The 25,226-nt window shown below is 52.9% G+C and carries 25 protein-coding genes; 9 read left to right on the top strand and 16 right to left on the bottom strand.

Going from position 1 to position 25,226, the window contains the following annotated elements; all coding sequences use genetic code 11:
• Nucleotides 1-66: 66 nt before the first annotated feature.
• Nucleotides 67-579 (bottom strand): tRNA adenosine(34) deaminase TadA, encoded by a 513-nt coding sequence (tadA, locus tag JJU14_RS13065; RefSeq protein ID WP_228614132.1) that lies wholly within the window; start codon nucleotides 577-579, stop codon nucleotides 67-69.
• 206 nt (nucleotides 580-785) lie between these two features.
• On the opposite strand from tadA, the gene JJU14_RS13060 reads away from it, so the two are divergent.
• On the top strand, nucleotides 786-998 hold the full coding sequence (locus JJU14_RS13060; protein ID WP_228614131.1) for a hypothetical protein: 213 nt from the start codon (nucleotides 786-788) through the stop codon (nucleotides 996-998).
• On the opposite strand, the gene JJU14_RS13055 is transcribed toward JJU14_RS13060, so the two are convergent.
• A complete protein-coding gene (locus JJU14_RS13055; RefSeq protein ID WP_228614130.1) occupies nucleotides 993-1,457 on the bottom strand; it encodes a YaiI/YqxD family protein in 465 nt (154 codons plus the stop codon). The genes JJU14_RS13060 and JJU14_RS13055 overlap by 6 nt on opposite strands.
• Nucleotides 1,457-1,894, bottom strand: a complete 438-nt coding sequence (locus JJU14_RS13050) for a DUF2784 domain-containing protein (RefSeq protein ID WP_228614129.1) — start codon at nucleotides 1,892-1,894, stop codon at nucleotides 1,457-1,459. The genes JJU14_RS13055 and JJU14_RS13050 overlap by 1 nt, the downstream gene beginning before the upstream one ends.
• A gap of 145 nt (nucleotides 1,895-2,039) precedes the next feature.
• Here JJU14_RS13050 and JJU14_RS13045 point away from each other — a divergent pair, with 145 nt between their 5' ends.
• Nucleotides 2,040-4,067, top strand: coding sequence for a prolyl oligopeptidase family serine peptidase (locus JJU14_RS13045; RefSeq protein WP_228614128.1), 2,028 nt, complete (start codon nucleotides 2,040-2,042; stop codon nucleotides 4,065-4,067).
• Nucleotides 4,068-4,135: 68 nt separating this feature from the next.
• On the top strand, nucleotides 4,136-4,642 hold the full coding sequence (locus JJU14_RS13040; RefSeq protein ID WP_228614127.1) for a DUF3087 family protein: 507 nt from the start codon (nucleotides 4,136-4,138) through the stop codon (nucleotides 4,640-4,642).
• A gap of 18 nt (nucleotides 4,643-4,660) precedes the next feature.
• Here the strand turns inward: JJU14_RS13040 and JJU14_RS13035 are convergent, their stop codons facing one another.
• From JJU14_RS13035 to rluD, 6 genes are all read right to left on the bottom strand, one after another.
• The gene (locus tag JJU14_RS13035; RefSeq protein ID WP_228614126.1) at nucleotides 4,661-4,879 is read right to left on the bottom strand and encodes a VF530 family DNA-binding protein; all 219 of its coding nucleotides are present in this window, start codon (nucleotides 4,877-4,879) and stop codon (nucleotides 4,661-4,663) included.
• Nucleotides 4,880-4,952: 73 nt separating this feature from the next.
• Nucleotides 4,953-5,942 carry a PA2778 family cysteine peptidase gene (locus JJU14_RS13030; protein WP_228614125.1) on the bottom strand — a complete coding sequence of 330 codons (990 nt, stop codon included), beginning with the start codon at nucleotides 5,940-5,942 and terminating at the stop codon, nucleotides 4,953-4,955.
• A 50-nt stretch (nucleotides 5,943-5,992) separates the two neighbouring features.
• Nucleotides 5,993-6,349 (bottom strand): PA2779 family protein, encoded by a 357-nt coding sequence (locus tag JJU14_RS13025; protein ID WP_228614124.1) that lies wholly within the window; start codon nucleotides 6,347-6,349, stop codon nucleotides 5,993-5,995.
• A 366-nt stretch (nucleotides 6,350-6,715) separates the two neighbouring features.
• Nucleotides 6,716-9,286, bottom strand: coding sequence for an ATP-dependent chaperone ClpB (clpB, locus tag JJU14_RS13020; RefSeq protein ID WP_228614123.1), 2,571 nt, complete (start codon nucleotides 9,284-9,286; stop codon nucleotides 6,716-6,718).
• Nucleotides 9,287-9,387: 101 nt separating this feature from the next.
• Nucleotides 9,388-10,140 carry a peptidoglycan editing factor PgeF gene (gene pgeF, locus JJU14_RS13015; RefSeq protein ID WP_228614122.1) on the bottom strand — a complete coding sequence of 251 codons (753 nt, stop codon included), beginning with the start codon at nucleotides 10,138-10,140 and terminating at the stop codon, nucleotides 9,388-9,390.
• Nucleotides 10,121-11,095, bottom strand: coding sequence for a 23S rRNA pseudouridine(1911/1915/1917) synthase RluD (gene rluD / locus JJU14_RS13010; protein ID WP_228614121.1), 975 nt, complete (start codon nucleotides 11,093-11,095; stop codon nucleotides 10,121-10,123). The genes pgeF and rluD overlap by 20 nt, the downstream gene beginning before the upstream one ends.
• A gap of 128 nt (nucleotides 11,096-11,223) precedes the next feature.
• Between rluD and JJU14_RS13005 the strand changes: the two genes are divergently transcribed.
• Nucleotides 11,224-11,997, top strand: a complete 774-nt coding sequence (locus JJU14_RS13005; protein ID WP_228614120.1) for an outer membrane protein assembly factor BamD — start codon at nucleotides 11,224-11,226, stop codon at nucleotides 11,995-11,997.
• A 60-nt stretch (nucleotides 11,998-12,057) separates the two neighbouring features.
• Here the strand turns inward: JJU14_RS13005 and radA are convergent, their stop codons facing one another.
• A complete protein-coding gene (radA, locus tag JJU14_RS13000) occupies nucleotides 12,058-13,422 on the bottom strand; it encodes a DNA repair protein RadA (RefSeq protein WP_091345459.1) in 1,365 nt (454 codons plus the stop codon).
• 107 nt (nucleotides 13,423-13,529) lie between these two features.
• Here radA and JJU14_RS12995 point away from each other — a divergent pair, with 107 nt between their 5' ends.
• A complete protein-coding gene (locus tag JJU14_RS12995) occupies nucleotides 13,530-16,049 on the top strand; it encodes a PilZ domain-containing protein (RefSeq protein ID WP_228614119.1) in 2,520 nt (839 codons plus the stop codon).
• On the opposite strand, the gene JJU14_RS12990 is transcribed toward JJU14_RS12995, so the two are convergent.
• A complete protein-coding gene (locus JJU14_RS12990) occupies nucleotides 16,036-16,938 on the bottom strand; it encodes an alpha/beta fold hydrolase (protein ID WP_228614118.1) in 903 nt (300 codons plus the stop codon). The genes JJU14_RS12995 and JJU14_RS12990 overlap by 14 nt on opposite strands.
• An 8-nt stretch (nucleotides 16,939-16,946) precedes the next feature.
• Nucleotides 16,947-18,002 carry a phosphoserine phosphatase SerB gene (gene serB / locus JJU14_RS12985; protein ID WP_228614117.1) on the bottom strand — a complete coding sequence of 352 codons (1,056 nt, stop codon included), beginning with the start codon at nucleotides 18,000-18,002 and terminating at the stop codon, nucleotides 16,947-16,949.
• Between the two features lie 208 nt (nucleotides 18,003-18,210).
• Here serB and JJU14_RS12980 point away from each other — a divergent pair, with 208 nt between their 5' ends.
• The 3 genes from JJU14_RS12980 to JJU14_RS12970 are packed head-to-tail and all read left to right on the top strand — an operon-like array spanning nucleotide 18,211 to nucleotide 21,997.
• Nucleotides 18,211-18,378, top strand: coding sequence for a response regulator (locus tag JJU14_RS12980; RefSeq protein WP_228614133.1), 168 nt, complete (start codon nucleotides 18,211-18,213; stop codon nucleotides 18,376-18,378).
• A gap of 59 nt (nucleotides 18,379-18,437) precedes the next feature.
• Nucleotides 18,438-19,919 (top strand): PQQ-dependent sugar dehydrogenase, encoded by a 1,482-nt coding sequence (locus tag JJU14_RS12975; RefSeq protein ID WP_228614116.1) that lies wholly within the window; start codon nucleotides 18,438-18,440, stop codon nucleotides 19,917-19,919.
• Between the two features lie 11 nt (nucleotides 19,920-19,930).
• On the top strand, nucleotides 19,931-21,997 hold the full coding sequence (locus JJU14_RS12970) for a TonB-dependent receptor (protein WP_228614115.1): 2,067 nt from the start codon (nucleotides 19,931-19,933) through the stop codon (nucleotides 21,995-21,997).
• Here the strand turns inward: JJU14_RS12970 and JJU14_RS12965 are convergent.
• Together JJU14_RS12965 and JJU14_RS12960 are read right to left on the bottom strand one after the other, a co-directional pair.
• Nucleotides 21,981-22,769, bottom strand: coding sequence for a TatD family hydrolase (locus tag JJU14_RS12965; protein WP_228614114.1), 789 nt, complete (start codon nucleotides 22,767-22,769; stop codon nucleotides 21,981-21,983). The two genes, JJU14_RS12970 and JJU14_RS12965, sit on opposite strands and share 17 nt — an antisense overlap.
• 10 nt (nucleotides 22,770-22,779) lie before the next feature.
• Nucleotides 22,780-23,352 (bottom strand): helix-turn-helix transcriptional regulator, encoded by a 573-nt coding sequence (locus JJU14_RS12960; protein ID WP_228614113.1) that lies wholly within the window; start codon nucleotides 23,350-23,352, stop codon nucleotides 22,780-22,782.
• 150 nt (nucleotides 23,353-23,502) lie between these two features.
• Between JJU14_RS12960 and JJU14_RS12955 the strand changes: the two genes are divergently transcribed.
• Nucleotides 23,503-23,973 (top strand): hypothetical protein, encoded by a 471-nt coding sequence (locus JJU14_RS12955; protein WP_228614112.1) that lies wholly within the window; start codon nucleotides 23,503-23,505, stop codon nucleotides 23,971-23,973.
• A gap of 73 nt (nucleotides 23,974-24,046) precedes the next feature.
• Here the strand turns inward: JJU14_RS12955 and pdxH are convergent, their stop codons facing one another.
• Both pdxH and argS read right to left on the bottom strand, forming a co-directional pair.
• Nucleotides 24,047-24,685 (bottom strand): pyridoxamine 5'-phosphate oxidase, encoded by a 639-nt coding sequence (gene pdxH / locus JJU14_RS12950; protein ID WP_228614111.1) that lies wholly within the window; start codon nucleotides 24,683-24,685, stop codon nucleotides 24,047-24,049.
• On the bottom strand, nucleotides 24,685-25,226 hold a 542-nt coding region (gene argS, locus JJU14_RS12945), incomplete at its 5' end, for an arginine--tRNA ligase (RefSeq protein ID WP_228614110.1). The genes argS and pdxH, both read right to left, overlap by 1 nt.

The following is a 25,226-nucleotide window of genomic DNA, read 5'->3' as shown; positions in this document are numbered from 1 at the left end:
CCGCAGCATTGAAACCTTAAAAATGCACCGCCGCCGCCGCAACTTTCAGGCGCAAAGCAACGCCCTTCAATCCTGCTTACCTGCCTGCTGCGATGTCTGATCCGCAGCCTGCTGCCGGGCTGCTTTTTTTTCCTGCCTTCTTTTTTGGAAAAACGCCGATAGCTGAGCGCTGCACGCCTCTGCCAGCACACCGCCCGTTACCTCCAGCTGATGATTGAGCTGCGGATGACGTACCAAATCCATCACTGAGCCTGCTGCCCCGGTTTTGTAATCACTGGCCCCAAACACCAGGCGCTTGATACGGCTGTGCACCAGCATGCCAGCGCACATACTGCAGGGCTCCAGCGTGACATAGAGCGTGGTATCCAATAGCCGGTAATTGCCAATGGCAGTAGCCGCCTGACGGACAGCCTGCATTTCGGCATGGGCAGAAGGATCGCTCTGGCTGATCATTTGATTCCAGCCCTCGCCCAGAATGTTTCCATCCTGCACCAGCAAAGCGCCTACCGGCACCTCCCCTTGTTGCTCGGCACGCTCAGCCAGTAGCATCGCATGGCGCATCCAGTCTTCGTCGGTCATCTTTGTTTACATTTTGCGGTGATTTTACGCTTTAGTTTATCATCAGCAGGTGGTAAAACAGACTAAAATATTGCGATATCGACGAACTCACACTGACACAAAGTTTGACAGAGCATTGATTTTAATAGAGTTTAAGTTCTGGTATCTTTTTTGCTTTGATTGTAAGCAGACAGATTCGTCGAATTAAACAACACGGAGCAACACAGATGGGACCTTTTGAAATTGCAGCCATTGCCATCATTGGCGGCCTAGCTTACTCGGCCTATGAAACCTACAGCAAAAATAAACATCGGACCAACAAAGCCGATGTGCAGGCGCTGGAGCAGGAAATTCAGCGGCTAAAAGAACGGGTTAGTACCTTAGAAAGCATTGTCACCGACAAATCTTACCAATTAAAAGAGCAAATCAACCGGCTATAGTGCCGGTTTGCTGCGCTGATAGCGGTTTAGAATGGTGTCCAGTTCGGCGGCGAACGCTTTGCGGTCACTTTGGCTAAGGCTTGCAGGCCCACCTGTGTGAAGGCCACTGGAGCGCATGGTGTCCATAAAATCACGCATGGTCAGCTTTTGCGCGATGGTGTCCAGCCGATACAACTCGCCGCGCGGATTGAGCGCCTGCCCCTGCTTGGCCAGCACTTCTGCAGCCAGTGGAATATCGCCGGTGATCACCAGATCACCTGGCGCAACCAGACGGACAATTTCATTGTCGGCCACATCAAAGCCCTGCTCAACCCGCAAGGTGCGGATATAAGGCGAAGGTGGTACCCGCAGCGGCTGGTTGGCCACCAGCGCCAGCTGAATTTTGGTACGCTCTGCCGCCCGGTACAAAATGTCTTTGATCACCGTTGGACAGGCATCGGCATCGACCCAAATCTGCATTATTTATCCTTATATCGCTTGTGCAACAACAGCTTGGGTGGAAACCAGTACCAGCTGAGCAGCATGAAACCAAAAAATAGCGTATAGCCTACATTAAATACCCAGCCGGGTGCATCGTAGTAGATCAGGTTAGACACCCAATATTCAATAAAGGAGACATCAAAGCCATCCAGCCCGGCGGCCCGGCGCAGATCGACCTCCCAGTAGGTTAGTGGGCAATAACGACCCCGCAGGCTTTGCACCAGTACCACCGCTACCACCGCCAGTTGTGTCAGCCGAAATGTGCTGTTGCGCACCCAGCACCAGCCACGCCAACCGCCGATCAGCGTCAGCAGCAGCCCGCCCAGCACAAAGAGCACGATCAAGCCGTGCACTACCAGGACAATATCAGCCAGCAATGCCGGGGCTGGCACCCGTTCATACCAGGGCGTTGTCATGAATTGAGTCTAGCATGCCAGTCATAGAGATCCGATTGAAACCGCCACAGCTGCGACCAGTGACCAACCGTTTTGCTTCTGTGCTAGTATACTTGGCGACAGAATTTTGCCATTCATAACAAAAAACAACCAAGGAGATCTACCCGTGAAGAAACTAGGTATCCTGCTACTTTGCTGGTTGCTGCCACTCTCTGCAGCCCTGGCTGATCAGCCCAAACTACTGAGTGCTGAGTTGCTGTGGCAGCTTGAACGCATTGGCAGCCCGGTGATTTCACCAAAAGGCGATCATATTGTCGCCCCTGTGACCCGCTTTGATGTGCCAGCCGATCAAAGCTCAACCCAATTGTGGTGGTTTGCTGCCGATGGTTCAGCCAAGCGCCCGATCACCGCTGAAGGCATGCGTGTAAGCGAAGCCACTTTCTCACCGGATGGCAGTACCCTGGCCTTTATCAGTCAGCGCCATAAAGACGATGCCGGCCAGATTTACCTGCTACCGATGAACCGTCCTGGTGAAGCACAGCGTTTAACGGAAGTACCCACCGGTGTCTATGGCATCAAATGGGTTGGTCAGCATCTGTACTTTATCAGCCGGGTGTTTCCGGAGCAAAGCTGGGATGAGATGCGCGACCAGCTAAAAGCCGATAAAGACAATAAAACCTCAGCCCGTCAGTGGAATGCGCTGCCTTATTCGCACTTTGATCACTGGCTGGATGAGCGTCGACAGGCCCATGTATTTCGTATCCCGGCCAAAGGCGGTGAGGTGGAAGCCATCACCCAGCCACTGGGACTGGAACTGCCTCGCTCCAGTCAAAGCTCTGGCAGCTACGACATTGATCCATCCGAGCGTTACATCGCCTTTAATGCCAATGGCTGGGACAATCAGGTCGATGCCAAAATTGATATCTTCCTGGCCCGTATTGGCAGCAGCGAAGCGGAAAACCTGACGGCGGGCAACCAGGCACCGGATGCCAATCCGCAGTTTAGCCCGGACGGCAAAACCCTGGCCTTTACCCGCCAGCGCATTCATGGCTTTTATGCAGATACCGCTAACCTGGTGCTGTTGGATTTAGCACGTCGTAGTGAGCGCGAAATTACCAGCAACTGGGATCGCTCCGTCTCGAACTACAGCTGGACACACGATGGCCGTGGTTTCTACGCTGCCATTGACGATGCCGGCACCTCACGCATTTACCATATCGATGCCCGCAATGGCAATGTCCGGGCGGTTACAGCCGCCACCAACTTTGGTGCCCCAGCCATCGCCAGCAACGGCACTTTGGTTGCCACCAACGAAAGTTTCCTGCACCCGGCCCGACTGGTGCGCATCAACCCGCGCAATGGCAACCTGACCCGCCTGGATAGCTTTAACGACGAGCTGCTGGCAGATGTCGATATGGGCACTTACGAGTCCGTTACCTACAAAGGCCACAACGGCCAGGACATTCAAATGTGGGTGCACTACCCGCCCGGCTTTGACAGCAGCAAGAAGTACCCGCTGTTCCTGCTGATCCATGGTGGCCCGCACAATGCTATTACCGATGGCTTCCATTATCGCTGGAATGCGCAGACCTTTTCTTCCTGGGGCTATGTCACCGCCTGGCCTAACTTCCACGGCTCCAGCGGCTTTGGCCAGGATTTTGCCGATAGCATCAACCCGGATTGGAAAACAGCGCCACTCTATGATGTGCTGCGAGCTGCCGACTGGTTTAAAGAAAAAGACTGGATCGACAACGAGCGGATGGTCGCCGGTGGCGCCAGCTATGGTGGCTATTTAAGCTCCATTTTGCTGGGCCAGGAGCATCCGTTTAATGCGCTGTTGATCCATGCCGCGGTGTACAACATGTACTCGCAGATGTCGGCCGACTTTGCCGTACACTCCACCCGCTTTGGCAACTACTGGGATAACCCGGAGATTTATAAGTCCATCTCCCCGCACTACTTTGCCGGTAACTTCAACACCCCAACCCTGGTGATCCATGGTCAACTCGACTACCGGGTTCCGGTCGGTCAGGGTTTTGAGTTATTCCGTACCTTGCAAAGCCGTGGTGTGGAGTCGCGGATGATTTACTTCCCGGATGAAAACCACTGGATCTTAAAGCCAAATAATTCCATTTACTGGTACAATCAGGTCAAAGACTGGATGACGCGTTTTGCCGAGCCAGGCCCACGCTGATTGTGACTGATTGAACAAGGCGGCCTGGTGCCGCCTTTTTTCCGTTTACTGTGAAGCTAAATAAAACCATGCAACTAAAATCCATTGATAAAGAGCGCTACCGCAGTCGCCTGAACCGTATTATTTTGAGCAGCATCCTGGCTCTGGCGGGCATTAGCCTGGGTAGCTCAACTTTGCTGATCCAGCTAGTCTCAGAGCCCGGTGCAGGAAACTTCTGGCTCAATGCCACCGGTGTATTCATCGGCTGCCTAGTGGTCGGTACCGCGCTAAAGCGCCTGAAGAGCCACCCTTACTTTTTTGAAGTAGCCTACATCTGGGATTTAAAACACGAGCTGAACCTGATCCAGCGTAAATTGAAAGCTGTCAGTGCAGCGGCAGATCGGCTTGATCCAACGGCACTGACCATACTGGCCTTTAGTTACGCCGGCTCACGACTGATTTGGCAGTTGGATGACAATACGCTGGTATTGTCCGAGCTGAACCAGGCCGACAATGCACTGCAGCAAAAAATAACCGAAGCAGGCCTGCAGATTGATCCGGCCCAGTATCAACGACCCATGCTGGAAAAGTTTTGAAGTAGCTAAGGGTTGTTATTATTGAAAGGTCTTCATATATAACTGCTCGACCTCGGTCCTGGCCCAAGGTGTTTTGCGTAAGAACTTCAAGCTGGATTTTACTGAAGGATCATTTTTAAAGCAGTTGATCCGCACTAGATTGGCCAGTTGCGCCCAGCCATAGTGTTCAACCAGTCGAAGCAGGATCTTTTCTAAGGTTAGACCATGCAGTGGGTTGTTGGCTTGCTCTGTGCTCATCGGCTTTATCCTGTGCTTTGCTTAAGCCTGCTATGGTACCGCAAGCCGCTAGCCACCGCTATCGGCAACATCACTATTCCATGGCTTGTTCGAGCAGCTGGATGGCCTTGCCGTAGCGGGGGTGATCCGGCGCTAATTGCGCCGTTATAGCTGCAATTTTAAGAGCTTCAGCCGCTTGTCCTAGTCGTAACAAAGCCCAGCTCAAATTAAAGTAATACGCTGCTTCAGCAGGTGCTAACTCTGTTGCCCGGTAGTAATGCGCTTTGGCGGCGGCAAAGTCTTGCTGTTGATAGGCAATATTGCCAAGGCCAAAAGCACTGGTCGCTTGCTCGGGCCAGCGCCGCTCAGCGGCATGATAGCCCTCGGCCGCCAATAACCAACGTTGTTGTTGCTCGACAGCGGCCACAGCCTGCAGATAACGCAAAGGCTCTGCTGTGGCGGGTAGTTGCCCGGGTGCTGGCACCACCATGGCCCAGTAATCGGCCAATTGCCAGCTGCGCTCAAACTGGCGCAATGACATGCTTTGCCGGTAGCGGCTACCAGAACGCAGTAACAGCTGCTGCTTGTTAGGATCAAAGCCAATCACCACGGCATAATGCCAACGTGGCCAGCGTGCCAGGCCAAGGTTTTGCAGCACCAGAACCGGATGTCCCGCGTCCAGCTCGGCCAGCAGATCGGTTAATTGAGGCGCCAGTACATAGGGGATCCGCTCGGCCCGGCGGCTTGCCGCTAACAGCTCGGCTTGCAAACTACCCTGGCGATCAGGCAGGTACACCTGCTCCGCCAGGCTGTCTGGGTTAGCAGCCTGCACCCCACTCACCTGCAGTACCGTTGCCAGGGCAGCCGGGCCACAATGGTATTGTTGCTGCGGGAAAAAAGGGGTATCGCTGAGCTCTATGGCACTGAGCTCGGCAGAGGAAAGCTGCTGATACTGGTAATTAGTACTTAGGCTGCTACAGGCTGGCAGCAAAAAACACAGCAGCAGTGCCAGCAACCATCGCCGACACTGAGCTGCTTTAGTCAGTAAAAGCGGGAACACTGGAACTACAGGTCGGTTCGTCATGGCCTATCCGGTTTCCGGGATACAAAAGCACCTAAACAGGTGCCGGTTATTTAACGGAAAAAGATCAGCCAAACAAGAATACCAATTAAAATCACTGTGACGCTAACACTAATCCCTGCCCCAGCAGGCAGTTCATTGATATTGGCAGTTAGCTGCAATACTTCTTCATCGGTTAACGCTGCCACCCGCTCCAGCGCTTCATCCGGGTCTACGCCATACTGTACCAACAACTCACGCACATCCTCACGTTGAAGCTGTTCCGTCAGTTGTGCCCGATTCAAGCCAGATTGCTGCTCCTGAACAAACTCATGGGTACTGACAATATCGGCATGAGCCGCTGGCAGCATGGCAGGCTGCAGTAACACGGCTCCAGCGAGAGACGCAGTAAAAACAAGTACTTTTTTCATGATAAGCTCCGGTTGGTTAACCTGCTAACTCTAGACCATAGACGCTGGTTTATCCTGAAATAAATACAATTACGGCTGTTTATTACAAAATAATTCAAGTTCTTAGTAACAGTGACTGTCAGCGGGTTGCTAGTGCTTGCCAGTGCTGTCGCTGCCACAGCCAATAACAACCAGGCAAATGCTGGAGCTAACCAGCCAGAACGTCATGCTATTCTCTGGAAACTGCCGCGTCAGCAATACAAAACCAAACCTCGAGCGAGCAAGATACCGCCAATCAGTTAAGATTACTTAGCATTTCAACCAATCTTGCTTCCATCACCATGAAAAATGCCCACCGAAGTGGGCATTCTCAAGGGCCGATTCTGCTTAACGAATCACGAAGTGATCGCCATCTACATCGATTTCTACAGTGCTGCCAGGCACAATATCACCTTTAAGCAGCGCTTGCGCCAGCGGATTTTCCAAGTGTTGCTGAATTGCCCGCTTCAGCGGCCGGGCGCCAAACACCGGGTCAAAACCAACAGCTGCCAGTTTATCCAAGGCGGCTTCGCTCACCTTCAACTGATAATCGCGCTCTTGCAGCCGCTGCCGCAGCCGCTCCAGCTGGATATCAGCAATCGACTTGATTTGAGCATGACCCAAGGGGTGGAATACCACGGTTTCATCGACCCGGTTTAAAAACTCGGGCCGGAAGTGCTTGCCAAGCACATCCATCAGCATGGTTTTCATCTCCTGATAGCTCGACTCGCTACTGTATTCCTGGATCAGATCCGAACCTAAATTCGACGTCATGATGATGACACTGTTTTTAAAATCCACCGTACGGCCCTGGCCATCGGTCAGGCGACCATCATCCAGCACCTGCAACAGAATGTTGAAAACATCCGGATGCGCTTTTTCTACCTCATCCAGCAAGATCACCGAGTAAGGTTTACGTCTGACCGCTTCGGTCAGATAGCCGCCTTCTTCATAGCCCACATAGCCAGGAGGTGCTCCTACTAAGCGCGATACCGCATGCTTCTCCATAAACTCGGACATATCTATCCGTACCATCGCATCCGGACTATCGAATAAAAAAGTCGCCAGTGCTTTGGTCAGCTCGGTTTTACCCACCCCGGTTGGACCTAAAAACAGGAAAGAGCCAATTGGCCGGTTCGGATCGGACAACCCTGCGCGCGAGCGGCGAATGGCGTTGGCAACCGCCACCACAGCCTCCTGCTGACCGACCACGGTACGGCGCAGTGCCTGCTCCATCTGCAGCAGCTTGTCCCGCTCACCTTCCAGCATCTTGCTGACCGGAATGCCGGTGGCTTTGGACAGCACATCGGCAATTTCATGCTCGGTTACCCGGTTACGCAGCAACTGCATGTCTTGCATCTCGGCCTGGCTGGCTAAATCCAGCTGTTTTTCCAACGCCGGAATACGGCCATATTGCAATTCGGACATGCGCTGTAAGTCACCAGCCCTTCGCGCGACTTCCAAATCCAACCGCACTTGTTCCAGCTCAGCTTTGATCGTTTGAGTGCCTTGCAAAGCCGCTTTTTCCGATGACCAAATCTCATCCAGATCTTTATACTCCTGCTCCAGCAGGGCAATTTGTTCCTGAATCACATCGCGACGTTTTTTGCTGCTGTCATCGACTTCTTTGCTGAGCGCATTGTCCTCCAGCTTCAACTGAATAATGCGCCGCTCCAGCCGGTCCATCGCTTCTGGTTTGGAATCCATCTGCATACGGATGCTGGAAGCCGCTTCATCGATCAGGTCGATGGCTTTATCTGGCAATTGGCGGTCATTGACATAGCGATGGGATAAAGTAGCAGCCGCGACAATGGCCGGATCAGTAATCTCGACCGCATGGTGCAGCTCATAACGCTCTTTTAAACCACGTAAGATAGCAATGGTGTCTTCCACCGTCGGCTCTTCCACCAATACTTTTTGAAAGCGCCGCTCCAGCGCCGCATCTTTTTCAATGTATTTGCGGTACTCATCCAACGTAGTGGCACCCAGACAGTGCAGCTCACCACGTGCCAGCGCCGGCTTTAACATATTGCCGGCATCCATGGCGCCATCGGCTTTGCCGGCACCGACCATGGTATGGATTTCATCGATAAACAAAATGACCTGACCTTCTTCTTTTGCCAGTTCATTCAGCACGGCCTTTAACCGCTCTTCAAATTCACCGCGGTACTTTGCACCAGCCAGCAAGGCCCCCAGATCAAGCGCTAAAACCCGCTTATCCTGTAAGCCTGACGGCACTTCTTTATTGATAATTCGCAGCGCCAAACCTTCCACAATGGCAGTTTTTCCCACCCCTGGCTCACCGATCAGCACCGGGTTGTTTTTGGTACGGCGTTGCAGTACCTGAATGCAGCGGCGGATCTCTTCATCCCGGCCAATCACCGGATCCAGTTTGCCTGCTTCCGCCCGGGCGGTTAAATCAACGGTGTACTTGCTCAGCGCCTGGCGAGTATCTTCGGCATTGGGATCATCGATTTGCTGACCATCGCGCATCTGATCTATGGCTTTGCCTAGCGCCTCTTTGGTCACCCCTTGCTCACGCAGGATCTGGCCCAAAGCGCCCTTGTCTTCGGTGGCCGCCAGCACAAACAGCTCGCTCGAAATGTACTGATCTTTGCGCTTTTGTGCCAACTTATCGCACATGTTCAGCAAAGTGCCCATGGCAGCAGATAGCTGCACATCAGCGCCAATACCTTCCACAGTAGTCAGTCGTTCAATGGCCTGGCTGACTTTTAGTCGTAACTCGTTAAAATTAATACCTAGCTTATTCAGCAGATCGCGCACGGTACTGCCGTCCTGATTCAGCAGCGCATGCATCAAATGCACAGGCTCAATAAACTGATGATCGCGGCCAAGTGCCAGCGATTGCGCATCGGCAATGGCTTGTTGAAACTTGCTGGTCAAACGATCTAATCGCATCGTAAACTCCAATCAAAACTGTAACAAAAGTTATAGCTTATATTGGGAGAGGCTGAGCAGTTTTCAAGCAGCAAGTGTCAAATAATTGACTGAGATCAAGCTTAGGGCTGAAGCCAAATGCAGCTGGCCATGCGACCGGTTTGGCCATCGCGTCGGTAGGAGTAAAACAATTCGGCTTGCGAATAGGTGCAATAGCTGCCGCCATAAATCGCCTGCACACCGGCCCGCAGCAAACGCAGCCGGGCCAGTTGGTACAAATCGGCCAGCCATTTGTGTTCGCTTTGTTGGCCGAAGGCACTGGCTGCCCGCGTATCTGCAGTGATAAATTGCTGCACCACGTCGCTGCCAACCTCAAAGGCCGCAGGCCCAATGGCAGGCCCCAACCAAGCCAGCACGCTGGAGCCACGGCTAAAGTGGGCCAGTGTTTGCTCCAGCACACCAGCCGCCAGCCCACGCCAGCCAGCATGCACAGCTGCTACCTGAGTGCCGTTGCTATCGCACAGCAGTACTGGCAGACAATCGGCTGTCATCACCGTGCATACCTGCCCTGCCTGCTCGCTAAAGGCAGCATCGGCAACCAGCGGTTTCTGGCTTTTCCGTGGCAATTTTGCGACCTGAACCCCATGCACCTGTTCCAACCAAAGCGGTGGCTGGGGCATAGCGGCGGCTTCTGTTAAAAGCTGGCGGTTGGCCGCTACCGCAGCGGGTTGATCGCCCACATGGCCCCCAACATTCAAACCGCTGTAGCAGCCTGTAGATACCCCACCCAGCCGGGTGCTACTGATGGCTTTTACGGTAGCAGGAGCTGGCCAATCGGGCTGAATCAGTTGCAGCTCAGGCATCGTCCATGCCATGTTCTTGCGTATCCGCCCGCAGGGTATCGACCAATAAACGCATATCCTCCGGAATCGGCGCTTGCCATTCCATGGTTTCTCCACTCATTGGATGCTCCAACCGCAATAAAGCCGCGTGCAGAGCCTGACGCTTAAAGTCACGCAGTACCTGACGAAACTGCTCCGAAGCGCCCCGTGGCGGACGGGGCCGGCCGCCATAGACTGGGTCACCAATCAGCGGGTGGTGCAACGACTGCATATGCACCCGGATTTGATGGGTACGACCGGTTTCCAGCCGCAGCCGTAAGCGGGTATGAGCGCGAAACCGTTCCATCACCCGGTAATGGGTCACTGCTGGCTTGCCAGCTGAGTCTATGGCCATCAGAGTGCGCTGGGTAGCATGACGACCAATGGGAGCATCAACGGTACCTCCGCCGGTTAAGGTACCATGGCAAACGGCTTCGTACTCACGGGTGATCAAGCGCTGTTGCATCGCTGCTACCAAAGCCGTCTGTGCTGGCACAGTTTTCGCCACCACCATCACCCCGGAGGTATCTTTATCCAGCCGGTGAATAATGCCAGCCCGAGGCACTTCAACAATATCGGGCACATGGTGCAACAAGGCGTTCAATAAGGTGCCAGCCTGATTGCCCGCTCCCGGATGCACCACCAAACCAGCCGGCTTGTTGATCACCAGGATGTCGTCGTCCTCGTACAGGATAGTAAGCGCAATGGCTTCCGCCTCATGCTGCACTTCTTCTTGCAGCTCTGCATCGACCGCCAGTTGCTCACCGCCCAGCAGCTTATGCCGTGGCTTACTTTCTACGACGCCATCAATCTGTACCTGGCCGGCCTGGATCCAGTTTTTTATCCGCGAACGGGAATAATCGGGGAACAATTCAGCCAGCACCTGATCTAACCGCTTACCGTAAAGATGGTCAGGGACGATTTCTGTCAATTTGATCTGTTTTGTCATAGCGGAAGCAGGTATCCTGTGTGCATTCCCGAAAGCTCTGGGTTAGAATCGGGTTTCTCTTGGAGCGTATTTTAACGGTTTTACCACCAACTGGACAGCCAAAGGCTGACGGAGATATGAATTTAACCATGAATAGCAAGTTTTCCACCATCCTCTGGGTGATCTTACTAGCACTTACGCTAAGCGCCTGTGCCGGCAAACGTAAACAAGAACCTGTTTCAGTCACGCAAAATGCCCAGGCGATGTATGCTGAAGCCAAGCGCGTGCTGGATTCGGGCCTGTATAATCGGGCTATTGAGATGCTGCAGGCCGTTGAAAACCGCTATCCGTTTGGCCCTATGGCCCGTCAGGTGCAGCTGGATATCATCTATGCCTATTATCGCGCGAACAATCTGCCACAAGCTATCGCCAACATTGATCGCTTTATCCGGCTTAACCCGAACCACCCGGACCTGGATTATGTCTATTACATGCGTGGTCTGGCTAATTTAAAAGCAGATGAAAATGCCTTCCAGTCGTTCTTTGGTATTGATCAGGCCGATCGCGATCTGGCCAGTACCCGTCAAGCCTTTGATGACTTCCGGATCCTGATCACCAGCTACCCGGACAGCAAGTACAGTGCTGATGCCCGTATTCGTATGCAGCATATCCGCGAAACGCTGGCCCGCCATGAGCTGTTGGTTGCGGATTACTACATGCGCCGTGGTGCTTATTTGGCTGCCGCCAACCGTGGCAAGTACATTGTGGAGTTCTTCCGTGAATCGCCACAGGTAGAGCAAGCGCTGGAACTGATGGTGCAAGGCTACGATAAGCTGGGTTTGGTGAAGCTACGAGATGATGCCTACGAAGTGCTGAAACTCAACTTCCCAAACAACAGAACCAGGATTTCCTCCGGCTCCTGAGCTCTGACTCCACCCTGTGTCTCTAAAAAATACCGCCGACTGGCGGTATTTTTATATCCGTCAATCCAAAGCATCCAGCGCTTCCGATAAGCGGCCTATGCCTGTCACTTGCATGCCCTCTATTGGTTCTTTCGGACAGTTGGCTTTAGGCACAATCGCCCGTTTAAAGCCATGCTTGGCCGCTTCACGCAGTCGCTCCTGGCCGCTGGGGACCGGTCGAATTTCACCAGATAAACCGACTTCACCAAACACCACTAGATCAGGCGGCAAAGGTTTGTTGCGAAAACTGGATACCAGCGCCAGCAAGGTAGCTAAATCGGCACTGGTTTCCTGCACCCGGATGCCGCCAACCACATTGACAAATACGTCCTGATCGGCCATTTGCAAACCGGCATGGCGGTGCATTACCGCCAACAGCATAGCAATGCGGTTTTGCTCCATGCCGACAGTAACCCGCCTCGGGTTATTGAGCGGTGAATGATCAACCAACCCCTGTATCTCTACCAACAAGGGCCGGGTACCTTCCCACAACACCATCACAATGCTGCCGGATTGCACATCCTCGCTGCGGCTTAAAAAAATGGCCGATGGATTCTTCACTTCTTTCATGCCCTGGCCGGTCATGGCAAAGACGCCCAGTTCATTAACAGCACCAAAGCGATTCTTATTACCACGTAAAGTACGGTAACGGCTGTCAGCATCGCCATCCAATAAAATGGAGCAATCGATGCAATGTTCCAGCACTTTCGGGCCAGCCAGACTGCCGTCTTTGGTGACATGCCCGACCATAATGACGGCTATGTTGTGCTGCTTAGCAAAACGAGTCAGGTATGCAGCACTTTCCCGCACCTGCGATACACTGCCTGGCGCCGACTGGATTTCGGCCATCTGCATCACCTGAATAGAGTCAATCACCATCAGCCGTGGCTTTTCTTGCTGTGCCAGGTGGCAAATGGTTTCCACGTTGGTTTCCGCTAGCATCCGCAGTTTGCCGGTTGGCAGGCCCAGCCGGTTGGCGCGCAGCGCGACCTGTTGCAATGATTCCTCACCCGTGACGTAGAGCGCATTACCCTGCTCGGCCAAGCCACACATCATTTGCAGCAACAAGGTACTTTTGCCGGCACCCGGGCTGCCGCCTATCAAGACCGCTGAACCTGGCACGATACCGCCACCCAACACCCGATCCAGCTCGGTAAACCCCGAGCTAAAACGGGGTACATCCTGGAGATCCACTTCATCCAGTCGCAGCACCTTGGCAGCGGTAGCACCGGCATAGCCCCCAAAGCGGCTGCTTTTGTCTTTCGCTGCACCAAGTCGAACCTCGGTGATGGTGTTCCAGGCACCGCATTCGCTGCACTGTCCCTGCCAGCGCATAAAGTCGGCACCACAGTCGTTGCAGACGTAAGCCGTTTTATTTTTTGCCATTTAATTCCTCAACGGGTATGGATATTGCATTTAATGTCGCAACCACGTAGCGTACTGTCATTATACCGGCAGTTGCACAACATGTTGACGCTGAATTTTGTGAGATTATGACAGCCCCGGATTTGCAAGAACACCTTAGCATCATAGAGCGCCTGAAAAGCTCAGTACAGACGTCTGATTTCGATCAGATGTTTGCTGTGCTAACCAGTGATCTGCCAAAATCCAAGCAATTTCTGCTAAAGATGGAACTGAAGCGGCTATCACAGCCCTGTGATTTTTTTATCGACTTGCGTGGCCATGTTGATGGTGATGTTCGCCCCTACGAGTATCAGGGCAAAACCCACTACATGGATGAACAGGCGATCGAAGTGTTTGAACAAGGCATCAACGACTATGGTCGCTTTACACTCGGTGTGTATGAAGATGTGATGAACACCGACAATAATTTTCGGGTGATGCACCGAAAGGAAACCGAGGCCAGGATCCGCCAGGCGCTAAATAACAACCAACAGGGCGAACCAGAGCAAGCTGAAGATATGCTGGTGAAGCATCAAGCCCGGCTGGTGCAATTTGGCAGCTACATCAACCGCAGTGAAGAGCGGATGAACTACAGCATCACGGTCGAGATTGTGCTGGAAAATGGCAAAAAATACAGCGCCCAGACCACTGATATCTCGGTGCAAGGCTGTAAACTCAAACTGGCCCGTCAGATTAAACTGGCCGAGAACAGCGAGATTGGGGTCTTCTTCCGAGAGCTGGAGCAAGAATACACACTGGATCGCAACAACCCTATTCGCTATCAGATTGTCGAAGTCAGCCCACTCGATCAGAAAACCCAGCAACTGCGGCTGAAGCGATTGGAGCACAGCAATGAACAGGAGCTGGAATTTACTAACTTTATTGACCGCTTTATTCGCGGTAATAAACGCCGTTACAAGCTCAACCTGGATAATGCGCTCGATGCCGTCATTGTGAAAGGCTATGAGCAATTTTATGTGCCAAGGACCAGCAGCTTGCCGGTATTTATTGCCGTGCAGCAAGGAAAATCTCATCCGCAATGCGCTTTAACCACCGAGAACAACCGAGCCAGCTTTCATTACTTTCAGGATGAGTTGCAGCGCTCCGTCTTGCCGCAGATACTCAGCGCAAAACGGCTTAAGCAGTTGCTGCAATTACCCGAAGGCCAACGACAGACGCTGTTGTTTTGTTTTACCCATGCTGCCAAAGGTAAACTGTACTTTTACAGTGCGACCCAGGCAGAGCTTGCTTCAGAGCGAGGACTGAACGCCCTATTTCTTGGTTTTGGCGCCAGCAAAAAAAGCTGGAAAGTGTTTCAGCTAAGCTTTCTAACCACATCGGCCGAGTACAGCCAGTTGCACTTTCAGTTGCCTGGTGATGCAGCTACAGCAGCAAAGCCTAAGAACACCAATTTGTTGGATGCCTATTTAAAACCACTGCGTTTTATTGTCAACCTAACCGATATCAGTACCGACCCCAGCACCTCCTGGTACCAACAGCTCAGTTATGATAAAAGTGCCGTGCGGTCTCTGAATCAATTCGCCCATGCCAAGTTAACCCAACTGCCGTTTTGTGAAGCCATCCCAGTCAAATATGTGAACCTGCGCTCGGAAGATCGCTATTTGTATAAAACCACGGTGCAACTATACAACGCTCGTGAAGAAGCACTACCCGCGGCATTTAGCCGGGACTTTTCGCCCAATGGCATGCAAGTCGAAATGCAGTTACCAGCCCAGATCAAGCGCGGTGATATTATCCGACTGAACTTGCCCGACTTGCAAAAGATCAGCAACAAGTACCAGCTCAGTCAGCTCGCTTACGAGGTAATGGCCGTTAGTAAAAGTGGCACCATCATGAATCTGAAAGTGCTGGAAAGCGATGAGGAGCATCAGGGCAAGGCTTTCTTCCAGTTGCTGATCCAAAACAACCGCAGCAAGTTAACCGTAGCCGAAGAACAAGTTAAACACCCCGGGCTGGCGCCCGCTCTACGCAATATGTTTATCAAAGCTCTGGATAGCTTTCCGTTTTATTTGCATCGTAAAGGGATTCGCTACGAAATGAAAGCCGTAGCGCAAGGTGGCCAGCCGACCAGTTTGCATCAACTCTTAGCACAACTGCCAGCCAGTCAGGAACATCTGAATATTGAACCATTGATTAAACACAGTGCCGTCAATTTAACCTTTGCCAGTCAATTGAAGCAGATGAAGCGTCAGGATCCGCCGCAATGTTACGAACTGTATCTGAAAGTTCAGCCCCAGCAACAGGGTGAGCCTGTGCTTAGTTGTCACTACGATTATGAGTACAAGAGCGAACCTGAAAAGAAAGGCTTTATTGAGCAGATCATCAACGACCGAGCCGCTGTTTTTTGTTACCGTATTTGGCTATCACGCACTGGGCGGCCAGACAGTGACTTTATTGCCCAGGAGCTAAGCTACATCAGCCAGTACGCCATTCATAAAGCTAAGCTATTGGAAGAGGAGCTTTGGAGTGTCGTAGGCGTCGGTGAGCTGATGGATATTACCGACGAGTTGCTACTTCGGCTGGATATCACGACCGAACAACGCCAGCAACAAAGCGCTCTACGTCATAGCTTACTTAACCGCGGTTGAGGGTGCGCAACCATTCGGCTAGCTTCGGGAAGTGATCCTCGACCGCCAAAGGGTGCGTCAGCATGCTAATGTGGTCGTAATCCACCAAAGCACCATTTGCTTTACCTAGATGGGTGTACCTTGCTTGCTGCTGCCCAGCTTCGGCCATAAAGGCCTGCACATCCTGAGGATGCCCTAACACGCGATCTTTTTCTGCCACAAAGTGCCACAAATGCGGCCACTCTATTTGCTTGGCGGCAGCGGCATAGTCAAAACCATCGCTGCAATCAATAAAGGCATCCTGCGTTATCCACCGAATGCAATCTTCTAAAAATTGCTTTGGCTCATCATCAGCCCCCAGCCGTAAGCGCTTAGCAGGGAAGTAGCCATGCTTTGCCGCCAACCAGGGACCAAGCCGGTTCCAGATCAAGTCCACTTTAAAGCGCTTTTCCAGGCTTTGCACCCGGATGCGGCGCTTGCTGCCAAAACAGACTTTGGAACTCACCAAAGGCAGCAGCTCAGGATGGCGGCACAGGCTGGCAGCAGCCAGCACACCGCCCCAGGAGTGTGCAATCAAATGCACTTTTTGGTGGTGTGTGCGCTGTAGGTGCTGGATTAAAGCAGGAATGTCCTGACAAATCAGCTGTTGCTGACTGTGATTAAAGCCGCTGGAGCTGTGTGGTAAAGAACGGCCCCGACCAGCAAAATCGGCGCAATACACAGCAAATCCTTGATCGGCCAGATACCCCCCCAGGCCTTTGCCAGAAGCGCTGTAGAAAATCCGGCCATTCTCAATGGCACCGTGCAGCATGAGCACAACACCATATGGCTGATGCAGTGGTAATAAACGACGAATATGCAGCTGGTATTGCTGCACTGGTAAATAGTACGAATGCTGCTGATGCTTCATCCGACCCGTTAATCCAATAAGTACAACAACTGCAGCAAAGAGCCACCGCGGATAGCCGCTTTGGCTTTGGCCTGTACCAGTGGTTTAGCATGAAACGCCACGCCAAGACCAGCCATGGCAAGCATCGGCAAATCATTGGCACCATCGCCAATGGCCACGGTTTGCTCTTTAGGTAGGTGATACTGACTCGCCAACCGGGTCAAAGCAGCAGCCTTGGCCTCAGCATCCACAATGCTCCCCAGCACAGTACCGGTCAGCTTGCCATTCTCTATCGCCAACTGGTTGGCAAAGGTCGCCGACAGTCCAAGCTGCTGTTGCAAAGCATCGGTAAAATACGTAAAACCACCAGAAGCAATTGCTACATGCCAGTTGTATCGCTGAAGCTGCTGCACCAGCTCAGTCAGTCCCGGCATTAAGGGCAGCTCAGCCAACACCTCAGCCAAAATGGTTGCATCAGCACCTTTAAGTGCAGCAACCCGCTCGCGCAAGCTGGCAGTAAAATCCAACTCACCACTCATAGCACGAGCCGTCACTTTGGCGACCTCATCACCAACACCAGCTTTACGGGCAATTTCATCGATGCATTCAATTTCAATGGCGGTGGAATCCATATCCATCACCAGCAACCCCGGCTGATTCAGGCTGGGCGCTTGTTCCAGATACACCAACTCGCAATCGTTGGCCTGGGCCCACTGCCTTACTTCCTGCTGAGCATGCGGTGCCAGTACGTCGGGCAACCGCAACAAAGCGGCCGGCGCTAATTCGGCATGCGGCTGATACAAGCGAAGTGCCAGCACCTGCTGCAAGGAGGTACATTCAGCAAGCAGCGACTGCAACAGCTTAAGGGTTAAAGAGGCACCAAAGATGCGTAAGCTTGCTTTGCCAGTGAAATCACTTAGGATCGGCTGAAGCGACACGGTGGACCATTCAGCAACAGGCATAGCCGTTTGCAATCGAAGTTGGCCGTCCTGCCACTGCAGCAGCACAGATTGATGTTCAGAGCAAAAATCGGATACGTCATGCGATGGCCAATTAGGGGCCGAAAATAGATAGCAATAAGACACAATAACGCCGTCGTTGGTTGCGGTAAGTCTATTCTACCCATAAATAACCACAGCTGTCAGCGCTTTCTCCAACCTCACTTCAACCGCTTCAGTTGGCCGCACCAGCAAAACCAGTTGGCGATCATGCCACTTTGCGTTTATTGTAAGGCAGCTTTTAGATTTTTAACTTTTTTCTGCTTTTTGAAAAACAGAAAAAACCACGCAAGCAATGGCATTTTTACAACAACAAAGCGCCGATCTGATCCTGCGGGATATGAATTATAGCCTGGACACCACCTCGGGTGACGAAGGGCTGCGCTTGTTTCACTGGCTAAAACAGCAAGACAGTAACATGCCGCTGGTTGCCATGACCGCTTGGTCGAACAATAAACCATAGGCCAAGAGCTCAGCATCGGCGTATCACACCATAAGCGACACCAACTCGAGGAAGTTAACATGCTAAAACAAACACTCTACTGGCTACTTCTGTCCATGATCCTGAGCAGCTTTCAGACACTGGCCGATAGCCCGGCCTTAGCTGGTAACTCAGAGTTGAGCAACAACGCAAAATTTACCGGTACTTGGTACGGTCATATCACCATGCCCAACGCCGGATTACTGATTATTGTCACGCTGGAGCAAAGCGGCAACCACTGGTCCGGCACCTTTGTGGTGCCAAACCAAGGGGCAACTGGCATGCCACTGGATAACTTTAGCGTAAGCGACAACCAGATTGCTTTTAGCACCCCCACTGGCAGTCGTTTTGAAGGACAACTGGACGACAATCAGCGTCTTCAGGGGACCTTAACCCAGGGCACGGTGCAGCGTGCAGTGAACCTGGGGCGTGAGGTCATTGATCCGAACGCCACCATCACCTTGTCAAGCCGCTGGGGTGACATTGATGTTGAAACCTTTGCCTCTGGCCTGGTGCGCCCCTGGGGCATGGATTTCTTAGCCAATGGCCGTATTCTGGTCACTGAGCTACCCGGCAGGCTTCGCATTGTAGAAGCTGATGGCAGCCTGGGTGCGCCGATTTCTGGCGTACCGACCGTTAACCAGATCAACCCGGCGGGCTTATTCGATGTAGTCTTGGCACCCGATTTTGATGAGTCGCAGCGCATTTACTTAAGTTGGGCCAAACCGGATGCCGCGGGTGGCAATGCAGCCAGTACCTCCGTCGCCCATGCCCGCTTAGCCGACGGTGCCTTGCACGATTTCACAGAAATCTTCAGTGCCTACCCGAAAGTACCGGGCTGGCACTACGGTGGCCGGATGGTGTTTTCTGCCGATGGCCAGTATTTATTCCTTGGCTTAGGGGATCGCGGCGATCAATTGATGCAATCGCAACAACTGGATAGCCACACAGGCACCCTGATTCGCATCCACCCGGACGGTTCTGTACCCTCAGATAACCCCTTTGTAAACACCGAGGGGGCTTTGCCAGAAATATACTCCTATGGACACCGCAATATTCAGGGGCTCGACATTCAGCCAACAACAGGTAAAGTATGGGCGACTGAGCACGGGCCTCAGGGCGGCGATGAAGTGAATACTCCAGAAGCCGGAAAGAACTACGGCTGGCCCATCATCACTCATGGTGAAGAATACGGTGGCGGGGAAGTTCCCTTTGCAGTTGGCTTTAAAAAAGACGGTATGGAGCAACCGGTCTGGCACTGGACTCCCTCCATCGGGGTGTCTGGTATGAGCTTCTACCATGGCGATAAATTCCCGGCCTGGCAGGGCAATATCCTTGCCACTGGCCTACGCGACAGAAACGTCGCCCGGCTCGAAGTCGATGGTGACAGAGTCATCCATCAAGAGATGTTGCCAATGAATTACCGCATTCGTGAAGTCAAGGTTGGGCCAGATGGCTACATCTACTTACTGACCGATGAACAGGGAAATGGCAAAATCTTACGCTTACGACCAGCCCAATAAGGATACCACTGATGTTTGCAACATTCTTTGCCGTGCAGGCAGCGGTCGTTTCACCCATGCCCGCCGCACCAACCGAGACCAATGCGAGCGAGGTGGAGCGGGTGGTAGTAACCGCCACCCGAACCGCACAGCCCTGGTTGAATACACCGGCTGCCGTTGATCAGGTCGATATTGCCACTCTCACCCCTGGCATGCGCACCGATGCAGCGGAGCTGCTGGAGGGCATAGCTGGATTGCAGGTAGATACCCGCTTTAACTTTGCCCAGGATACCCGCATTACCCTGCGCGGTTTTGGTGCTCGTGCTGCCTTTGGTGTCCGTGGCGTGCGGCTGCGGTTGGATGGCATCCCACTCTCTATGCCCGATGGTCAGGCGCAAACCTCCAGTATTTTGCTGGATGAACCAAGCCGCGTCGAAGTGTTGCGCGGGCCGCTGGCTGCCATTCATGGCAACTCTGCTGGTGGCGTCATTGATATGCAAAGCAGCCGCCCCCGAGAAAGTACCGTATCGGCCAGCCTGAGTGCCGGCAGCGCCAAACGCGAACGCCAGCATCTGCGTGCTGTCTATGCCAATGAGTACCAGGCGTTTACTGCCGATTACGCCCGCTTTCGCACCGATGGCGACAGGCCCTTCAGTGCAGTGAAACGTGATCAATGGGCGCTACGCTGGTACCGTGATCTTGGTAACCAGGCTGAATTGATAATGCGTCTGGACGATAATGATGCACCGGTACTGCAAGATCCTCTGGCATTAAGCCCACAGCAGTGGCGGGAAAACCCCGGCCAAACGGCCCCACAAGCTGCCACCTTTGGCACTCGTAAAAGTATTCGCCATCGCCAGCAATCGGTTACTTTGCGTGCGCGCGAGCAAGGCGAATTGCTTTGGCTTGCCGATTGGCAACTATCCGCCTGGCATGGCAAACGTGAAATTGAGCAGTATTTGGCTTTTCCCGGGACGGCCATCAGTTCCTCAGGGGCGGTGATTGATCTAACCCGGAGTTTTCATGGCCTCAATCTTAGCAGTACCCTGCAACCACTGGCACAGACACCCTGGCAACTGACCTTTGCCATCGACCAGGAATACCAAAGAGATGAACGGCTTGGCTTTGTCAATAATTTCGGCGAACGCGGCGATCTACGACGCGACGAAACCGGTCGCGTAGACAGCCGTGATGCCACCATCATCAGCAACTGGCAGTTCTATCCTCGCTGGACCTGGGTGGTGGGAGCACGTCACAGCCGTATTGATTTTCGTGTGGCTGATCGCTTTATTGTTCCGGGAAACCCGGACGACAGCGGAGACGTGAGTTATCAGGAGAATGCCTGGAGCACAGGTTTGAATTTTGCCCTGACCGACAGCCTGAGCCTGTTCGCCGGCACCGGCCAGGGCTTTGAAACCCCAACTCTGACCGAGATGGCCTATCGCAATGAAGGCAGCGGACTTAACACCGAACTGGCAGCCGCCAAAGTGAGCCAACACGAGCTGGGCCTCAAACTGCAAGCTGCTAACTGGTTGCTGCAAAGCGCGGTGTTTGTGATTGATACCGATAATGATTTATTGGTGGATCAAAGCATCGATGGCCGCACCACCTACCGCAATGCCGCCAATACCAAACGTGAAGGCTTTGAGATCAGCAGCCGCTTCACACTGAGCGATGCCCTGAGCTGGCGCGCCAGCTACACCTGGCTGGATGCCAGCTTTGGAAACAGCCCTGATGATGCCAACAGTGGCAATCGTTTACCTGGTTTAGCCCGCAGTAACTTTTTCCAACAATGGCAATGGCAGCCGATCGCCAGCGGCGCCTGGCAACCACTTAGCCTGCGACTGAACCATCAGTATCGCTCTGGCGTGCCGGTCGATGATGCCAACAGCATCGTTGCACCGAGCGCACATCTGTGGGGACTGGCGGCACAGAACGAGTGGCAATGGGGCTCTACCCGGCTGGAATCCTGGCTGCGACTGGATAACCTGACCAACAAAGATTACGTCGGTTCGGTGGTAGTGAATCAGGGCAATGGCCGCTCGTTCGAACCAGCACCAGGCCGGATCTGGATGGCCGGCATCACCCTGCGCTGGTAGCGTGTAGTCGCAGCACCTGTTGGGTATTGTGCCAGAGCGCCTCGGCCAGTTGGTCTGGCGGCTCTGGCCGTAGCTGGCAAAAATGTTGAAACACCAGTGCCAGTTGGGCCGGTGTATTGACCTGGCCCTGAAAGCCAGCCAGCGGCATGGCCGGTGCATCGGTTTCCAGCACAAAGGCGCTCAGTGGCAACTGCTGCACTGCCCGCTTGGTTTTGGCTGCGCGTTGATAGCTGATGGTGCCGCCAATACCCAGCTTAAAACCCAGCTCGATAAAGGCCTGGCCCTGCTCCGGGCTGCCGGAAAAAGCATGCAGAATACCACCTTCAGCAAAATTTTCCCGCTTAATCGCCGCCAGCAGATGCGGCTGGGATTTACGGTGGTGCAAAATAACCGGCTTGTGCAGCCGGACGGCAAGGTGCAACTGCGCTTCGAACAATGCTTGTTGAATCGCAAAGGTATCGGGCGCGAGCGCAAAGTCCAGGCCGATTTCGCCAATGGCGCACACAGAGTCCGAGTGCTGTAGCACTAGGGCCTCCAACGCTGTCACATCATTTAGCTGATGCTGCTCCGCCCACCAGGGGTGGATCCCCAATGCTATGTGCCACTGGCGGTTTTGCGCTGCTAAGGCGAGCAGAGGCTGCCAGGCGGCCTGCTGCACCGCCGGGATCAGCAATGCGGCTACCCCAACGGCCTGAGCCGCTTGCCAGTGAGCGTCCATCTTAGTAGCCAGCTCAGGCAGGTCCAGATGGCAGTGAGTATCGAATAGTTTCATTGTTATATTTTCAGCTTCGAAGCCTGATCTTAGCATAGAGCTTCTTCAGCATTAGCAGAGTAGCCGTCACTGCCAGTAAATATGCCAACACCAGTAAGACTCTATTTTCAAACCGGCTTACCCTTCGTTCGCCCACAATTTCATAAATAACATCCCCTTGCACAAACTTTTCCCCCTGGTAAAGCTCGGTGACATGCACCACCCAAAACTGAGCTTCTTTGGCTTGATAAGTAAAGTAGGTTTCAGGGTAAATGATTTCAAATTGCGCACACAACCAAAGCACTAACGAGCACAGCAATAGACCAACCACGATCAGCATGAATCGACCGAGCTTGCTCGTTGTCTGGCTTGTTTGAAGGGTGAACTCTGTTAACGCAGTGCCATAGCATGCAGATAACTTGTTGATCACTTCTTCAGAAGGCAAAAATTGACCATTCTCAAGTTTGGATAAATAGGACTGTTGAATACCAATTTCTCTGGCAGCATAGGCTTGTGTCCAATTTCTGGCGGCACGAAGCCGCTTTAGCTCTATTCCTAAAGGCTGCATAACACCATAACTCAGATTATTCTTGTTTGGTTGCATTATCACTGAAAATCCAGGCCAGACCTAGCCTGCACAAGCAATTCATGCAAATGAATTCCATGAATATTATGAATATCAAAAGCTTGTGATTTACCATTGGCGATAAAGCGATATGCTTGGCATGCACATTCAACCACGGAGATCCATGCAATGAGTACTCAATCAGTTCTGCTACTTCTTCTTTTTAATGGGATGTTCTTATTCCATTCTACTGCCACTGCCAAGCCGGTTTTTGCGATAAAAGCCGATATTTACCAACTCGAGCATGCCGTCACAATCGACAGCCAAATAGAGCAAACACTTCAATCTAGAGATCCCATTCACCAACCCAGACTGTTAGCAGCATTGGGCAGAAGCGCTTTAATTGAAATTGGTACTGACCAGAGGATGGCTGCACTGGAAGTGATGACCACGCCAGATGGTGAATATTTTAACGCTGTCATGAAAGTGAAGAACAAGAAAGGGGAAGACTGGGAAGCCATTACTTCTTTCATGCCGAGCATTCCCAATGGCCAAACGGTGTATTTTAGTCGCACTATTGATGCTAGTGTTTGGCTCATTAAACTCACAGGGACGCGCTACGAGTCAGAGCAGCTTGGGCGTGAAAGCTTGGCTAACTAGTGCCTGTCCTGCAAGGTAGACACGAATAGGATGCAAGGCTGGAAACGAACACGTTTCCAGCCGTTCTGGTAGCCTAGGGACATAATCGTTCAATTTGCCAGTTCGTATCACTTTGTTGGCGATACAAAAAGCGATCATGCAAGCGGTGCTCACCGCCCTGCCAGAACTCGATCTGATGCGGTCGCACCAAAAAGCCGCCCCAAAACGAGGGCAAGGGTACTTCGCCGTGTTCAAACTTGTGTTTGATTTCGGCAAACTTTTGCATCAGCGCCTGGCGGGTGGAGATCGGCCGGCTTTGCTCGGAGGCCCAGGCTGCCAACTGGCTTTCTTTGGGCCTGGACAAAAAGTACTTCACCACCTGACTGCTGGGTACCCGCTCGGCGGTGCCATACACTATCACCTGGCGCTCCAACGGGTGCCAGGGAAAATGCAGGCTCACCTTGGGGTTGGCCGCCAGTTCGGTCGCTTTGCGACTGCCAAGATTGGTGTAAAACACAAAACCATCGGCGCTGACATCCTTTAACAATACCAGCCGCTGCGACGGCTGACCGCTGGCATCGACCGTCGCCACGCACATGGCGGTCGGATCTGGCAGCTCAGCGGCCACCGCATCTTTCAGCCAGCGTTCAAACTGCTGAATGGGATCGGCATGCAGTTTATCCAGATCCAATTTGTCTTTGGTGTAACTGCGCCTGATGGCATCAATTTTCATTACATCCGCTCCATCACCTCAATGCCCAGCAGTTCCAGCCCCTGGCGTAACATGCGGGCGGTTAAAATACTCAGCATTAAACGGCTGGCTTTCACATCTGGTTCAATGCCCTCTTTGAGCATCGGGCAGGCTTCGTAAAAGCTCATAAAGAGACTGGCCAACTCGTACAGGTAGTTGCACAGCAAGTTAGGCTGGGCATCTTTCATCACCTGCTGCAGTGTTTCTTCCAGCCGGAGCAGCTTCACCGCCAATTGCTTTTCCTGTGGTTCCAGCAACTGGATAGCCGCCTGGTAGTCATCATCAAGGCCGGCTTTGCGTAAAATGCTGCGAACCCGGGTGTAGGCGTATTGCAGATAAGGGGCTGTTGCTCCTTCAAAGCTCAGCATCGCATCCCAACTAAAGACATAATCGCTGGTGCGGTTTTTCGACAAATCGGCAAACTTCACAGCGCCAATACCCACTTTGGCGGCGACCTGAGCACGCTCGTCGTCACTGAGCTCAGATGCTTTTTCCGCCACCACAGTGCCGGCGCGGCTGATGG

It is taken from the genome of Alkalimonas sp., assembly GCF_020831925.1.
Taxonomy (GTDB): domain Bacteria; phylum Pseudomonadota; class Gammaproteobacteria; order Enterobacterales; family Alteromonadaceae; genus Alkalimonas.
This window is presented reverse-complemented; position numbering and strand designations above follow the sequence as displayed.